Origin of the sequence: Streptomyces sp. NPDC058257, assembly GCF_042881845.1 — a bacterium.
Lineage (GTDB): Bacteria > Actinomycetota > Actinomycetes > Streptomycetales > Streptomycetaceae > Streptomyces.
In genome coordinates this window covers 90,275-105,150 of sequence record NZ_JBHVXJ010000004.1, presented here as the reverse complement: position 1 = coordinate 105,150, position 14,876 = coordinate 90,275, and the positions used below count along the sequence as shown (strand labels likewise).

The 14,876-nt window shown below is 69.8% G+C and carries 15 protein-coding genes and 1 pseudogene; 5 read left to right on the top strand and 11 right to left on the bottom strand.

Features of this window, described 5'->3' with window-relative positions; all coding sequences use genetic code 11:
• Positions 1-79: 79 nt before the first annotated feature.
• The 3 genes and pseudogenes from ACFVXC_RS12970 to ACFVXC_RS12960 all read left to right on the top strand — a co-directional run.
• Positions 80-274 (top strand): annotated as a pseudogene (locus ACFVXC_RS12970) (MFS transporter); the annotation flags it as partial.
• A gap of 88 nt (positions 275-362) precedes the next feature.
• Positions 363-1,385 (top strand): MFS transporter, encoded by a 1,023-nt coding sequence (locus ACFVXC_RS12965; protein ID WP_389904647.1) that lies wholly within the window; start codon positions 363-365, stop codon positions 1,383-1,385.
• A 78-nt stretch (positions 1,386-1,463) separates the two neighbouring features.
• A complete protein-coding gene (locus ACFVXC_RS12960) occupies positions 1,464-2,381 on the top strand; it encodes a Bax inhibitor-1/YccA family protein (RefSeq protein ID WP_389904645.1) in 918 nt (305 codons plus the stop codon).
• Positions 2,382-2,468: 87 nt separating this feature from the next.
• On the opposite strand, the gene ACFVXC_RS12955 is transcribed toward ACFVXC_RS12960, so the two are convergent.
• Positions 2,469-2,699 (bottom strand): DUF4287 domain-containing protein, encoded by a 231-nt coding sequence (locus tag ACFVXC_RS12955; protein ID WP_389904643.1) that lies wholly within the window; start codon positions 2,697-2,699, stop codon positions 2,469-2,471.
• Between the two features lie 102 nt (positions 2,700-2,801).
• On the opposite strand from ACFVXC_RS12955, the gene ACFVXC_RS12950 reads away from it, so the two are divergent.
• Positions 2,802-3,113, top strand: a complete 312-nt coding sequence (locus tag ACFVXC_RS12950) for a hypothetical protein (RefSeq protein WP_389904641.1) — start codon at positions 2,802-2,804, stop codon at positions 3,111-3,113.
• 64 nt (positions 3,114-3,177) lie between these two features.
• Here the strand turns inward: ACFVXC_RS12950 and ACFVXC_RS12945 are convergent, their stop codons facing one another.
• The 3 genes from ACFVXC_RS12945 to ACFVXC_RS12935 all read right to left on the bottom strand — a co-directional run bounded on the left by ACFVXC_RS12945 (position 3,178) and on the right by ACFVXC_RS12935 (position 6,716).
• A complete protein-coding gene (locus tag ACFVXC_RS12945; protein ID WP_389904639.1) occupies positions 3,178-3,993 on the bottom strand; it encodes a hypothetical protein in 816 nt (271 codons plus the stop codon).
• 242 nt (positions 3,994-4,235) lie between these two features.
• Positions 4,236-5,456, bottom strand: a complete 1,221-nt coding sequence (locus ACFVXC_RS12940; RefSeq protein ID WP_389904638.1) for an acetyl-CoA C-acetyltransferase — start codon at positions 5,454-5,456, stop codon at positions 4,236-4,238.
• Positions 5,457-5,693: 237 nt separating this feature from the next.
• Entirely contained in the window at positions 5,694-6,716 is a 1,023-nt protein-coding gene (locus ACFVXC_RS12935; RefSeq protein WP_389904636.1) for an SGNH/GDSL hydrolase family protein, read from the bottom strand.
• A gap of 155 nt (positions 6,717-6,871) precedes the next feature.
• On the opposite strand from ACFVXC_RS12935, the gene ACFVXC_RS12930 reads away from it, so the two are divergent.
• Complete coding sequence (locus ACFVXC_RS12930; protein ID WP_389904634.1) at positions 6,872-8,263, top strand: cystathionine beta-synthase; 1,392 nt, start codon at positions 6,872-6,874, stop codon at positions 8,261-8,263.
• A 357-nt stretch (positions 8,264-8,620) separates the two neighbouring features.
• Here ACFVXC_RS12930 and ACFVXC_RS12925 read toward each other — a convergent pair whose 3' ends face one another.
• The 7 genes from ACFVXC_RS12925 to ACFVXC_RS12895 form a co-directional block, all read right to left on the bottom strand.
• Positions 8,621-9,406, bottom strand: a complete 786-nt coding sequence (locus ACFVXC_RS12925) for a phosphodiesterase (RefSeq protein ID WP_389904633.1) — start codon at positions 9,404-9,406, stop codon at positions 8,621-8,623.
• 36 nt (positions 9,407-9,442) lie between these two features.
• Complete coding sequence (locus ACFVXC_RS12920) at positions 9,443-9,865, bottom strand: hypothetical protein (protein ID WP_389904632.1); 423 nt, start codon at positions 9,863-9,865, stop codon at positions 9,443-9,445.
• Between the two features lie 11 nt (positions 9,866-9,876).
• Positions 9,877-11,289 carry a purine-cytosine permease family protein gene (locus ACFVXC_RS12915; RefSeq protein ID WP_389904630.1) on the bottom strand — a complete coding sequence of 471 codons (1,413 nt, stop codon included), beginning with the start codon at positions 11,287-11,289 and terminating at the stop codon, positions 9,877-9,879.
• Between the two features lie 66 nt (positions 11,290-11,355).
• On the bottom strand, positions 11,356-12,291 hold the full coding sequence (locus tag ACFVXC_RS12910; protein ID WP_389904627.1) for an ABC transporter substrate-binding protein: 936 nt from the start codon (positions 12,289-12,291) through the stop codon (positions 11,356-11,358).
• Between the two features lie 21 nt (positions 12,292-12,312).
• Positions 12,313-12,984, bottom strand: coding sequence for an ABC transporter permease (locus tag ACFVXC_RS12905; RefSeq protein WP_389904625.1), 672 nt, complete (start codon positions 12,982-12,984; stop codon positions 12,313-12,315).
• 1 nt (position 12,985) lies between these two features.
• Positions 12,986-13,633 carry an ABC transporter permease gene (locus ACFVXC_RS12900; RefSeq protein ID WP_389904624.1) on the bottom strand — a complete coding sequence of 216 codons (648 nt, stop codon included), beginning with the start codon at positions 13,631-13,633 and terminating at the stop codon, positions 12,986-12,988.
• Positions 13,630-14,772: an ABC transporter ATP-binding protein gene (locus ACFVXC_RS12895; protein ID WP_389904622.1), complete on the bottom strand. Its 1,143-nt coding sequence runs from the start codon at positions 14,770-14,772 to the stop codon at positions 13,630-13,632. Before ACFVXC_RS12895 ends, ACFVXC_RS12900 begins: the two co-directional genes overlap by 4 nt.
• Between the last annotated feature and the right edge of the window lie 104 nt (positions 14,773-14,876).

Genomic DNA, 14,876 nt, shown 5'->3' with positions numbered 1-14,876 from the left:
AAGCGCCGCGCCCCAGCGGACCTTCAGATCAGTGGCCCCCGTCATAGCCCTGTGCTGGCTCGTCGTCTTCTTCGACGGCATGGACGTCAACATCTACGGCGCCGTGATGCCGCACCTCATCGACGACGAGGGCTTCGGCTTCACCGCGTCGACCGCGGGCACCATCGGCTCCTGGACCACCTTCGGCATGCTCATCGGCGCCCTGGGCTGCGGCACGCTCACCGACTGGATCGGGCGCAGGCCGATGGTGACGGGGAGCGTCGCGCTGTTCTCGCTCGGCTCCGCGGTCTGCGCGCTCGCGCCGACCGCCGCCGTCTTCGGGGGGCGGGCGTTTCATCGCCGGGCTCGGGCTCGGGGGTCTGATGCCGATCAGCCTCGCGATCGTCGCCGAGTTCGCGCCGCCGCGCAGGGCCGCGCTCGCCACCGGCCTGATGATGACCTCGTACCACGCGGGCGGCATGGCGGCCACGGGCCTCGGGCTGGCGCTCGGACCCGACCACGGCTGGCGCGTCGTCTTCTGGGCAGGCGTGATCCCCGCCGCCGTCGCCATCCCCCTCGTACTGAAGTGGCTGCCCGAATCGCCCGGCGTGCTGCTCGGCAAGGGCCGCGCGAGCGAGGCGCAGGCCGTCGCCGCCCGCTTCGCGCTGCCCTCACCGACGCTCGCCGAGGCCCCGGAGGCGGGCGCCAGGGGCCGCTTCGCCGCCGTCGCCTCGCTCTTCGACCCCGGTCGGCGGCTCGCGACCCCGCTCCTGTGGATCGCGTCCTTCGCCGGGCTTCTCCTCGTCTACGGGGTCTCCACCTGGCTCCCCGAGCTGATGCGCGCATCCGGCTACTCGCTCTCCTCCTCTGTGACCTTCCTCATGGTGATCAACGCGGGCGGGATCGTCGGCATGCTCGTCGCGGGGCGGGCAGCCGACAAGTTCGGCGCCGTGCGGATCTCCGCGATCTGGTTCCTGCTCACCGCCTGCGGCGCCTTCCTGCTCAAGGCCGAGCTGCCGCTGGGTGTCGCGTACGTGATCGTCTTCGTCACCGGCATCTGGCTCTTCTCGGCGCAGGTGATGGTCTACGCCTCCGCCCCTTCCGTCTACCCGCCAGCCCAGCGCGCCACGGGCCTCGGCTGGATCACCGGCGTCGGGCGCACCGGCGCGGTCGTCGGACCGTGGCTGGGAGGCGCTGTGGTCTCCGGCGGCGACGCGTCACTGGGATTCACCACGTTCGCCGTCGCCGCCGTGCTCGGAGCCGTCGCGATCTCGCTGGTGCCACTCGTCCGGCGCAGCCGCCGTACCCCCGCCGACGAGGGTGTATCCGCCCTCTCACCGGGAACAGAGAGCACCGGGCCGAGCGTTCTTGGTCACAAGGAGGGAAAGATCCTCCCCAAGCACTAGGGTCTTCCTTTTGCCTACGCATTACTCTTGAGCCAAAGCCACACACGGTGGCCATGACGGTGGCCATGGAGGAGTGAGATGAGGAGCAGTAACCCGGTCTTCTCGCGACGGGGGTTCAGCCGCGACAACGGCTACGCGGGCTTCGGCACGCAGCAGCCGCAGGCCGGGGGACCCGCGGGCGGGACACAGACCCAACAGGGCAATCCGTACGCGAGCGCGGGCCAGCAGGCCCCCGCCAATCCGTACGCGACCAACCCGTACGCCCAGCAGGACCTGCAGCACGGCGCCCCCCAGGCGCCCGTAACCACCGCCGGCCGCATGACGATGGACGACGTCGTCCTGCGTACGGCCACCACGCTCGGCACGCTCCTCGTCACGGCGGCACTCGCCTGGGCGCTGCTGCCGGTGGACGACGCCAACATCGGCAAGTCGTACGGCATCGCGATCGGCGCGGGCCTCGTCGCGATGGTGCTCGGCCTCGTGCAGGCCTTCAAGCGCAAGGCATCGCCCGCGCTGATCCTGACGTACGCCGCCCTGGAGGGTGTCTTCCTCGGCGTCGTCTCCAGCGTCGTCGACAACCGCATCGCGGACGGCGCGGCCATGCAGGCCGTGATCGGCACGATGGCGGTCTTCGCCGGTGTCCTGATCGCCTACAAGGCGGGCTGGATTCGCGTCAACCGTCGCTTCTACGGCTTCGTGATGGCCGCGGCGATGGGCTTCCTGCTGCTGACCGCGGTGAACCTGCTGTTCATGGTCTTCGGCGGCGGTGACGGTCTCGGCTTCCGCAGCGGCGGCCTCGGCATCATCTTCGGCATCGTGGGCATTCTGCTCGGCGCGTGCTTCCTGGCCCTGGACTTCAAGCAGGTCGAGGACGGCATCGCGTACGGCGCTCCGAAGGAAGAGGCCTGGCTCGCGGCGTTCGGTCTGACGATGACGCTCGTCTGGATCTACATGGAGTTCCTGCGTCTGATCGCCATCTTGCAGGGCAACGACTGACGCGGCTGATCAACGCGAAGGGCCCCACGGAACATCTGTTCCGTGGGGCCCTTCGCCGTGTGAGGTGAGTCGAGGGGGACAGGGGAGTCAAAGCAGCTTGCGCGCGGCCCGCCGCAAGTCGTGCTCGTGAATGATTGCCTTGGCGTGCCCGTACGCCAGGTTGTGCTCCGCGCGAAGCCAGCTGACCTTCTCCTCGAAGCGGAAGAGAGAAGGGCCTTCGTCAACGGCGCGGAGCCAGTCGGAGATCTCACGACCGGTGCAGTGGGGGATACGGGCGATCAGATTGCGGTGGGTCTCCTCGGAGAAGACTTGGGACATCGGCGCCTCCGGACGCGTCGCGATGTGTTCCGTCCTTCACGCCACCGTGCCTCAGCGTTGAGACGTTGGCAACAGTCCCGCCCAGGCGCATAAGGTCACCGGGTGCTTGATACGACGCCTTTGACGGACGCAGTGGACCAATTCGCCGACCGGTTGCGGGCAGCCCCGCAGAGTCGCCTGCAGCGGGGGGCGGCGACCGAGGCGCTCGCTCTGGCCAGGGAACTGGCGGCGTGGGCGCAGCGGATCGAGGTGCCGCAGGAGGAGCCGAGACAGATGCCGGACGAGGGGATGTTCGCGGCGGCCGATCAGATCACGGTCGCGGGGCGGGATTTGGCCCTTGTGCTCGATGATGCGGGTCAGCTCGGTGAGGCACTGACGCTCGTGGAGAAGGCGCAGAAGCGCGCCGGTGTGTGACGGGGCGTGAGAGGGGTGCGGCGGGGGTGTGGTCCGACCCCGGCGGGCGCCGGGGTCGCTCCGGTCAGACCGAGGCGATGACGCGGTCGGCCAGGATGTAGACGTTCTCGGTGCCGCACTCGAAGGTCAGGGCGTAGGCGCCGGAGACGCCGGATCCGCCGAGCAGGACCGGGGCGTGCCCGTCGCGCAGGGCGTCGGCGAGCAGCTCCGCGGTCTCGCGGTGGCCCGGGGTCATGCAGAGCGTCGTGCCGTCCGTGAAGACGTAGACGTCCAGGGTGCCGAGCGGTCCGGGGCGGACGTCGGCGAGTGCCGTACGGGCGTCGGCCAGTTCTTCGAGACAGGCGACGGTGCGCTCGTGGTCGCCGTTGACGGGGGACTGGACCGGGACGAAGTCCGGGTGCGAGGGGTGGCGGCGGCGGGCCGCGGCCAGCTCAGGGGAGTCGCTCGCGAACTCGTCCACCGGTTCGGCGTACGGCTCGATGACCGGCTCCAGGCTCTCCGACTCCAGGCCCGAGAAGTCCGCCTGGCGGGGCAGGAACAGCTCGTCGGCCATGTCGGAGAGGCCCGGCAGTCCACTGAGGAGCGAGGGCGCGTCCGAGGCGTCACGGGCTTCCTGGGCGGCCCAGAAGGCGCGCGCCTCGGCCAGCTCGCGCTCCCGTTCCTCGGCGAGTGCCTCGGCGACGGCCGTGCGTATCTCGTCGGTGTCCGCGGTGCGGGCCGCGGGCACGTTGGCGTGTGCGTTCGCCGAGTGGCTCTGGGCCAGCTCGGCGCGCAGGGCGGTGATCTCTGCGAGCTGCTTCCGCAGGCCGTGTACGGCGTGCAGGGCGGCGGCACCCACGGCCGTGGCAGCGGCTGTGGAGAGCAGCAAGGCAATAGGCATGGCGCTCACTGACGTACTCCCGGTTTCAAGTCGACCCCCGACTTCCTACATCAGCTTGAAGCCTGCACGATCCACCTGTCAGTGCATTACGTCACGAATTGGACAGGTCTTTCGGCCCGGTGTTTATCCACAGATGGGCTCTGAGCTGGGGATATGCATCTCCCCCAGGAGATAGGTCACATCCTGGGGGAGATTGAGTCACGAATCAATGGAGACGTGCGGGATTCGTGGGGCCCGGAGCGTCAGCTGAGGCGCTCGATGACCATCGCCATGCCCTGTCCGCCGCCGACGCACATCGTCTCCAGGCCGAACTGCTTGTCGTGGAACTGGAGGCTGTTGATGAGCGTGCCGGTGATGCGGGCGCCGGTCATGCCGAAGGGGTGGCCGACGGCGATGGCGCCGCCGTTGACGTTCAGCTTGTCGATCGGGATGTTCAGGTCGCGGTAGGAGGGGATGACCTGGGCGGCGAAGGCCTCGTTGATCTCGAAGAGGTCGATGTCGTCGACGGTGAGACCGGCGCGGGAGAGGGCCTGCTTGCTCGCCTCGACCGGGCCGAGGCCCATGATCTCGGGGGAGAGGCCGGTGACGCCGGTGGAGACGATGCGGGCCAGCGGGGTCAGGCCGAGCTCGCGGGCCTTTGTGTCGCTCATGATCACGAGGGCGGCGGCGCCGTCGTTGAGCGGGCAGCAGTTGGCGGCGGTGACCAGGCCGTCGGGGCGGAAGACGGGCTTGAGGCCTCCGACGCCTTCGAGGGTGACGCCGGCGCGGGGCCCGTCGTCCTTGCTGACGACGGTGCCGTCGGGGGTCGTCACCGGGGTGATCTCGCGCTCCCAGAACCCGTTCTTCAGGGCTTCCTCGGCGAGGTTCTGGGACCTGACGCCGAACTCGTCCATGTCCTGACGGGTGACGCCCTTGGCGCGGGCCAGGTTCTCGGCGGTCTGCCCCATCGCGATGTACGCGTCCGGGATCAGACCGTCCTCGCGGGGGTCGTGCCAGCTGGAGCCCTCGGTCTTGCTCACCGCCTCGGTGCGGGCCTCGGCGTCGGCGAAGAGGGGGTTGTGGGTGTCGGGGAGCCCGTCGCTTGACCCCTTGACGCTGCGGGACACCATCTCCACACCGGCGGAGATGAAGACGTCGCCCTCCCCGGCCTTGATGGCGTGCAGGGCCATGCGGGAGGTCTGCAGGGAGGAGGAGCAGTACCGGGTGATGGTGCAGCCCGGCAGGTGGTCCATGCCCATCTGTACGGCGACGACGCGGCCGAGGTTGTGCCCCTGCTCGCCGCCGGGCAGTCCACAGCCGAGCATCAGGTCGTCGATGAGCTTCGGGTCGAGCCCGGGGACCTTGGCGAGGGCGGCCTCGATGATCGTGGCGGTCAGGTCGTCCGGCCGCAGATCCTTCAGGGAGCCCTTGAAGGCGCGGCCGATCGGGGTGCGGGCGGCGGAGACGATCACGGCTTCGGGCATGCGGGGCTCCAGAGGTTGCTTCGCGAAAGGCGGACCGCTTCGGAAGTTACCCGTACGTACCGAGAAGGTCACCGGTGCGGGACTGTGATGCGGACCGCATTTTTCTAAGCGCTTGCTCAGGGTGGCGGGGGCCAGCTTTCCCTACCCCCCACCTGACCATCGCCGGGCAATCGGGTGGGTGGGCGGGAAAGAATCCGTCGTGAAGCGACGGCCCCGAGGCGCCCCGCAGGGGGCCGGCTACCTCGGCAGCGGCGAGGGATCCGGGGCGTGATGGATGCGCCGCCGCCGACGGCGCTTGAGGAGGGCCCAGGGACCACGCGGCCCCGTGGGCATCGCGGCCGCGACCTCCGTGCCGCCCTCCGACGCGGCCTGCGCCGCGGCCCGTGCCACCGGCAGGAACCCCTCGCGACGCGACACGTCGGGGCGCTCCTCCTCCGGCCAGAGCCCAAGCGCCGCGCACAGCGTCGGAAGCACCGCCATCGCGGCGGTCGCGTACCCCTCCGCGGAGGGGTGGTAGTTGTCGGGTCCGAACAGCTCCCGCGGGTTCGCGAGGAACTCGGGGCCGAGCAGATCCCCCAGCGACACCGTCCGCCCGCCCTGCTCGACCACGCCGATCGTCTGCGCGGCGGCCAGCTGCCGTGACACGCGCCGCGCCATCCACCGCAGCGGCTGATAGACGTTCTCGACCGTCCCCAGATCGGGACAGGTCCCCACCACCACCTCCGCCCCGGCCGTACGCAGCCTGCGCACCGCCGCCGACAGGCAGCGCACGGAACGCGTCGCGGGCATCCGGTGCGTCACGTCGTTCGCGCCGATCATCACGACGCAGACGTCGGGTGCCCAGGACGAGAGCTCGGAAAGGAGCAGCGTCACCTGGCGGTCCAGGTCGTCCGACTGGGCGCCGGGCAGCGCCACGTTCCGCAGTTCCACCGGCCGCTCGGCCACCGCGGCGAGCCCCGCCGCCAGGAGCGCCGCCGGGGTCTGCCGGGCCCGGTGCACCCCCTGCCCCGCGGCGGTCGAATCGCCGAGCATCGCGAACCGCAAGGGCTCCGCGCCCTCGGGCCGATCCGCGAACCCCCATCCGTACCGTCCGTCCGCCCGCGGTGGAGCCGGATGCTCCCCGCTGTTTCCCACGGTCCGCTTCGCCAGTTGCACCTCGGCGAGCACCACGCCCACGGCCGCCGCCCCGAGCAGCCCGATGCCTCCGCCGCCGTACGCCGCGCCCGCAGCGATCCGCCGCGCCACCCTCGCCCTCGACATGCCCTGCAGCCACCTCCTCGTAGCCAATCCGCCCTACATCAACTAATTGCCCCGTAAGGACGGTCGGCCAATCGCAAGCGGAGGTGAACGACTGAACGGGACCCTTACGCTGACGACACCCATTCGTCGCACTACATCGCAGCCCGGAGACAACGGTGCAATTCCACGACTCGATGATCAGCCTCGTCGGCAACACCCCGCTGGTGAGGCTCAACAACGTGACCACGGGCATTCAGGCGACCGTCCTGGCCAAGGTCGAGTACTTCAACCCCGGCGGTTCCGTGAAGGACCGCATCGCGCTGCGCATGATCGAGGCGGCCGAGCAGAGCGGTGAGCTCAAGCCCGGCGGCACGATCGTCGAGCCGACGTCCGGCAACACCGGCGTCGGACTCGCCATCGTGGCCCAGCAGAAGGGCTACAAATGCATCTTCGTCTGCCCCGACAAGGTGTCGCTCGACAAGATCAATGTGCTGCGCGCGTACGGCGCGGACGTGGTCGTCTGCCCCACGGCCGTCGACCCCGATCACCCGGACTCGTACTACAACGTCTCGGACCGCCTCGTGCGCGAGACCCCCGGCGCCTGGAAGCCCGACCAGTACAGCAACCCGAACAACCCCCTCTCCCACTACCACTCCACCGGCCCCGAGCTGTGGGAGCAGACGGAAGGGAAGATCACCCACTTCGTGACGGGTATCGGGACCGGAGGCACGATCTCCGGGACGGGCGGATATCTGAAGGAGATCTCGAAGGGCGGGGTCACGGTCGTCGGCGCCGACCCCGAGGGGTCCGTGTACTCCGGCGGCTCCGGGCGGCCCTACCTCGTCGAGGGCGTCGGTGAGGACTTCTGGCCGACGGCGTACGACCGGACCGTGACCGACGAGATCATCGCGGTGTCCGACAAGGACTCCTTCCAGATGACGCGGCGCCTCGCCAAGGAGGAGGGGCTGCTCGTCGGCGGTTCCTGCGGCATGGCGGTCGTGGCGGCGCTGCGGGTCGCGGAACGGCTCGGCCCCGACGATGTCGTGGTCGTACTCCTGCCCGACTCCGGGCGCGGCTACATGAGCAAGATCTTCAGCGACGAGTGGATGAACGACTACGGATTCCTGGAGCAGGCGGGCGACCAGCCTCGCGTGGGTGACGTACTGAGCCGCAAGGAAGGCGGCCGACTGCCCTCACTCGTCCACATGCACCCGGAGGAGACGGTCGGTGAGGCCATCGACGTACTGCGGGAGTACGGCGTCTCGCAGATGCCCATCGTCAAGCCGGGCGCGGGCCACCCGGACGTGATGGCGGCCGAGGTCATCGGCTCCGTCGTCGAACGCGAGCTCCTCGACGCCCTGTTCGCGCAGCGCGCCTCGCTCTCCGACCCGCTGGAGAAGCACATGTCGGACCCGCTGCCGCAGGTCGGCTCCGGCGAACCCGTCGCCGACCTGATGTCGGTGCTCGGCCGTGCCGACGCGGCGATCGTCCTGGTCGAGGGCAAACCGACCGGCGTGGTGAGCCGCCAGGACCTGCTGGCCTTCCTCGCGGCGCAGCAGGGCCAGTAGCAGGTCCGGCAGCAGCAGGCCCGGTAACAGCAGGTCCGGCAGCAGCAGGTCCGGTAGCCGCAGGAACCAGTGACCAAGGGGGTGTGCCGTGAGCCGTGGTTCGAACTTCGCGGAAGTGGTACGAGCACGTCACGTCCGCGCAGCACACGCTTAACACGGCTCCGGCACATTGGTCGTTGTCGGCGTACAGGAACTCCGGAGCGGCTCCCGGACCTCTGAACGCCTGGACGCGGACCCGGTCCTGACCCGGCCCGCGTCCCTCGCGGGGACCGCCGTCGTCCCGCCCCCTGGTTACCCCGGGGGTGCGGCGGTCCCCGCGCATGAACTTCGTACGACCCCCAGAACCCCTGGCGCCCCTCAGAACCCCTGGATCGGCGCCGCCGCGTGGCTCACCGGCACCGTGTGCGTCACCCAGCCCGTGGCCGTGCGCTGGTGGAGCTGGAAGGCGGTCGGTTCGGGCACGTAGCCCATGGCGCCCTTCGCGTTCAGCGTCAGGGAGCTCTGGAGGTACGTCGACGGGGCGGTCGAGAGGGTCGTGCCCGCGTAGGCGCCGGTGATCGGGCGGTGGACGTGGCCCGCGAGCACCCGGGCGACCTGGGGGTGGCGGATCAGGAGCCGCGCCAGGGCGTCGCCGTCCGTGAGGCGCATGCCGTCCAGGAACGGGATGCCGATGTCCGCCGGGGGGTGGTGCACACAGACCAGGGCGGGGATGCCGGGGCGCGCCGTCAGCCGGGCGTCCAGCCACGTGAGTTGGTCTTCGCCGAGGCGGCCGTGTCCGGCGCCCGGCACGTGCGAGTCCAGGGCGATCAGCGTCAGGTCCGCGTACTCGACGGCGTAGTGCGTGGAGTGGGCGCCGCCGAGGTGTGCCGTACCGCCGAACGCCTTGGCCAGGGCCACCGGGTCGTCGTGGTTGCCGGTCGTCAGGTGCAGGGGCAGCGGGAAACCCGTGACGAGTTCGCGCAGCTGCTCGTACTCGGCGGGGCTGCCGTGGTCCGTCAGGTCGCCGGTGATCACGACGCAGGTGGGCCGGGGCTCCAGGGCGAGGACCCGGGTGAGCGCGTGGCGCAGGCCGGCCGCCGGAGCGGCGGCCAGGGCGCCGGTGGTGAGGTGCGGGTCACTGAGGTGCGCGACGGATGTGGTCATCAGGGGAGGATCCCCCCTGAGCCGTGGCCTCAGGCCTCAGTCGTCCCACTCCGACGTGCGCTCGCGGTCCTTGCCGCGCCCGAAGTTCATGCCCCGCATCGAATGCACCGCGTTCACGCCGACGATGCCGCCCCAGGTGACGAAGAGGCCGGGCAGGTCCGCGTTGACCACGCCGATCGCCGAGAGCGGGATCGCGAGGATCAGCGAGACGATGCCGAAGCCGAAGCGCTCGCCCCAGGAGTCCACGGGATTGGTGGGCGCGCGGGATCCGCGGGCGACGACCATCTGCTGCTCGGCCATGTGCCGGCGCATGCGCCGGTCGATGGTGCCGTCCAGGCGCTGCTCGACCTTCCCGAGGAACGAGTCGACCAGCGCGGACTCGTACTCTTCGCCTAGCTCTCTGCGCGCGTGCAGAGTGGCGTCGAGTTCCTTTTTGAGTTCGGCGTCACGGGCTTCCATGGGCCGTTACGTTACGCAGCCGACGCGGGCGTGACAGTGGGGCTATCCCCCCTTTCCGTGGGGATGTGCGAGGTGTCGCGGCGGGCCAGGAGCCAGTACAGGGCCGCCGGGACCACCAGACCCACGATCCAGGAGATGTCCGCGCCGCCCAGCGGCTCCACCAGCGGACCCGTGTAGAAGTGCGTCGCCAGGAACGGGAGCTGGGTCAGGACACCCACCCCGTAGACCGTGAGCGCGTCCCAGCGCCAGGCTCCGTAACGGCCGTCGGGGTCCGAGAGCGCCGGGATGTCGTAGCGCTCCTTGGAGATCAGGTAGTAGTCGACCAGGTTGATCGCCGACCACGGCGTGAAGAACGTCAGGAGGAAGAGAAGGAAGTCCTTGAAGGACGTGAGGAAGCTGTCCTTGCCGAGCAGCGCCACCACCGTGCCCGCCACCATGATCAGGGCGATGTACGCCGCCCTGCCGCGCGGCGAGAGCGTCTTCTGGCCCCGGAATCCGCTGATGCTCGTCACCATCGACATGAAGCCGCCGTAGGTGTTGAGCACGTTGATGGTCAGCTTGCCCAGCGCGATCACGAAGTACAGGAGCGACGCGATCAGGCCCGTACCGCCCAGGCCCACCACGTATCCGACCTGGTTGTCGAGGAACGCGTCCCCCGCGCTCGCCGCCACCAGGACACCGAACGTCATCGACCACTGCGAGCCGAGCGCCGAACCGGACAGGGTCCACCAGAACGTGGCCCGCCCCGATGTCGTACGCGGCAGATAGCGCGAGTAGTCCGCGACGTACGGACCGAAGGCGAGCTGCCACGACGCCGAGAGCGAGACCGCGAGCAGGAACATCGGCAGGTCGAAGTGCGCGTCGCTCAGGAGGGCCGAGAGGTCGACGCGGTCCAGGAGGCGGATGCCCAGGTAGATGAAGGCCAGCGCGCAGATCACGCTCGCCACCCGGCCAAGGACGTGGATCACGCGGTAGCCGACCGCCGCCACCACCGCGGTGATCACCGCGAAGACGATGATGCCGGTGGTGTCGTTCGTGTGCGTCAGCCGGGCCGTCGCCTGTCCGGCCAGGACGCTGCCGGACGCGAAGAAGCCGACGTACATGAGGATGACGAGGAGCAGCGGTACGACGGCGCCGCGCACCCCGAACTGCGCCCGGGACTGGATCATCTGCGGCAGACCGAGCTTCGGCCCCTGCGCCGAGTGCAGGGCCATCACCGCGCCCCCGAGCAGATTGCCGAGCAGCAGGCCGGTCAGCGACCAGACCACGTCGCCGCCGAAGACGACGGCGAGCGCGCCGGTAACGACCGCGGTGATCTGGAGGTTGGCGCCGAGCCAGAGGGTGAACTGGCTGAACGCGGTGCCGTGCCGTTCGTCGTCCGGGACGACGTCGATGGAGCGCCGCTCCACGAGACTCTCTGCCATGATCCGCTGAACTCCCTGCTGCTGTACGAGCTGCCTCTTGGCGGTTCCTGGTGGTTTCTGACCGGGCTACTTCTTGCTGATCCCGTGCTTCGCCGCCCAGTCGTTCGCTACGTCCTCGGGGTCCTTCTTGTCCTTGTCCACCAGGCGGTTGAGCTCGGTGAGGTCCTTGGTCGTCAGGGCGTTGCCCAGGCGGCCGAGCGCCTTGCGGACCGTCGAGTCGGCCTTGCGGTCGGCGACGAGCGGGACGACGTGCTGGCCGGGGATCAGGTTCTTGGGGTCGGTGAGCACGACCCACTTCTCGGCGACGATGTCGGTGTCGGTGGTGAAGAGGTTCGCCACGTCGACGTCGCCCTTCTTCAGGGCGCCCTTCACCAACGGCCCCGAGGAGTCGAGGGACTTGAACTCCTTGAACTCGACTCCGTAGACGTCCTTGAGGCCGACCGAGCCCACCGTGCGCTTCTTGACCTCGGGCGCCGCGCCGATGACGAGCTTGCCGTTGTGCTTCGCGAGGTCCGCGAGAGATTTGAGGCCGTACTTGTCGGCGGTCTCCTGGGTGACGACGAACGCGTCGGAGTCCTCGGCCTTGCCGTAGGGCAGGATCTGCAGGCCGCGCGGCAGGACCATGGCGAGGGCGTTCTGCATCTCGCCCTCCTCGGTGGCCTTCGCCTTCGCGTCGAGGTAGTGCAGGAGCGCGCCCTGGTACTCGGGCAGGAGGTCGATGTCGCCGCCCTTGAGGGCCGGGATGAGGATCTCGCGGGTGCCGAGGTTGGGGCGGACGGACGTCTTCACGCCCTCCGCCTGGAGGGCCGCGGCGTAGAGGTGGCCGAGGACCTGGTTCTCGGTGAAGTTGGCGGTGCCGATGGTGACGCCGTTCTTGCTGGAGCCACCGCCCGAGCCGCCGGAGCCGTCCCCGTTGAGGGAGGTGATGCCGCCGCTGCAGGAGGCGAGCGCGGGGACGGACGCGGCGGCGAAGAGTCCGCCGAGGACGTTTCTGCGGTTCATGGGGGCCATCTGGCTTTGCTCCTAGGCCGACTTGGCGGGGCGGTGGCGGAAGAGGGCACGCTGCAGTGCGGAGAGCGCGAGATCGAGTACGACGGCGACGACGGCCACGAGCACGGCACCGCCGAGCACCTGTACGAGGTCACGCTGGGCGAGCCCGTCGAAGACGTACCGGCCGAGCCCGCCGAAGGAGACGTACGCGGCGATGGTGGCGGTCGCGACGACCTGGATGAGCGCGAGCCTCAGGCCGGTCATGATCAGGGGGAGCGCGAGCGGCAGTTCGACCTGGAAGAGGACCTGATGCCAGCGCATGCCCTGGCCGCGCGCGGCGTCCCGCACCTCCGGGTCGACCGCGGTCATCCCGGCGTACGTGTTGGTGACGATGGACGGCACGGCGAGGGCGACGAGCGCGATGTAGATGGGCCACATGGAGAGCCCGCTCGCCAGGAAGACGAGGACGACGAGGCCGACCGTGGGCAGCGCGCGTCCGAAGCTTGAGAGGTTGATCGCGACGAAGGCGCCGCGCCCGGTGTGCCCGATGAGCAGGCCGATCGGCAGCGCGATGGCGGCGGCGATGAGGGTCGCGAGCAGCGAGTACTGGAGGTGCTCGATGAGGCGGTGCCCGATGCCGTCGGACCCGGCCCACTGCTCGCCGCCGACCAGCCAGGCGCCGAGGTCCTTGAAGAGTTCGTACATGTCACGCGCTCCTCTTGCGGCGGGCCCAGGGGGTCAGGACGTACTGGAGGGTGACGAGCAGCGCGTCCGCGACGAGCGCGAGGAGCAGGGTCAGGACGACGCCGACGATGACGGGGGTGGGGAAGTTGCGCTGGAACCCGTCCGTGAAGAGCTGTCCGAGGCCGCCGTCGCCGATGTACGTCGCCACGGAGACGAGGGAGATCGCCATGACCGTCGCGATCCGTACGCCGGCCATGATCACCGGCAGGGCGAGGGGGAGTTCGACGGTGAGGAGGGTGCGCAGGGGCCGGGTACCCATGGCCTTGGCCGCTTCCTTCGTCTTCGCGGGGACGGAGTCCAGACCCTCGACGGTGTTCCGCAGGAGCACGACGAGCGTGTAGATCGTCAGGCCGATGACGGTCGTGGTGCGGGTGAGTCCGCTGACCGGCAGGAGCAGGACGAAGACGGCGATGGACGGGATGGTGAACAGGACGTTCGACAGGCCGAGGAGCAGCCCGCGCAGGGGGCGCACGCGGTGGGCGACGACGGCCAGGGGGAGCGAGATGAGCAGGCCGAGGAGTACGGCGGTGAGGGCGGCCTGGAGGTGGGACAGGGTGAGGCTGGTGAGATCGTCGGTGTGGTCGGCTATCCACGACCAGTCGACACTCATGCGGGACGCTCCGCTGCGGTGGGGCCGGGGGCGGTCGCCGCGTCCGTGTCGCCCGCGCCGTCCTGGGTTGCTCGCGCAGTTCCCCGCGCCCCTGAAGGGGCGCCCACGCGGCCGTTCTCGTGGGCCGTCCCCGCGTGCTCGTGGATGTCGTCGCGGGACGTGACGCCGGTCAGGATGCCCTCGGCGTCGACGCGGGCGACCAGGCCGCTGGGGGCGGCTATGGACTCGTTCAGGGCCGACAGGAGCGAGTCCGTGTCCCGCAGGGGGCGTACGGGGACGTCCGCGGCCTGCGCGTCCTTGTGCCGCCAGGCCAGCGGGGCGCCCGCGGAGTCGAGACGCAGGGTCCAGGCGCCGCCCTCGGGAGCCGGGGCCCTGGGGACCTCGGACAGCGTCGTCAGGGAGAGCAGCTTCAGGCCGCGCTCGGCGCCCAGGAAGTCGGCGACGAAGCCGTCCGCGGGGCGGGCCAGGAGCTCGGCGGGGCTCGCGCACTGCACGAGGTGGCCGCCGGTGCGGAAGACGGCTATGCGGTCGCCGAGCCGTACGGCCTCGTCGATGTCGTGCGTGACGAAGACGATGGTCTTGTTCAACTCCCGCTGGAGGCGCAGGAGTTCGTCCTGGAGCTGGGTGCGGACCACGGGGTCGACCGCGCCGAACGGCTCGTCCATGAGGAGCACCGGCGGGTCGGCGGCGAGCGCGCGGGCCACGCCGACGCGCTGCTGCTGGCCGCCGGAGAGCTGGTGCGGGTAGCGCTTCCCGGAGTCGGCGGCGAGACCGACCGTCTCCAGGAGCTCCGCCGCCCGCGCCCGCGCCTTCTTGCGGCCCCAGCCGAGCAGCAGCGGCACGGTCGCGACGTTGTCCAGGACCGTGCGGTGCGGGAAGAGCCCGGACTGCTGGATCACGTAACCGATCGAACGGCGCAGCTCGGCCGCGTCCTGCTCCAGGACGTCCTTGCCGTTGACCCGGATCGTCCCGGAGGTCGGATCGACCATCCGGTTGATCATGCGGAGCGTCGTCGTCTTGCCGCAACCGGAAGATCCGACGAGGACGGTCACGCCCCCTTCCGGCATCTCAAGGGTGAGGTCGTGGACCGCGGTTGTGCCGTTCGGGAAGCGCTTGTGGACCGTATCGAATTGGATCATGAGGAGTCCCTTGCCCGGCTGTATATCTTCATGCAGAGTTCTTTGTGACTGAATAGATTGTCAATAGTTAGTCGCAGCCCAGGTGTAAATCGCTGGTTACAAGT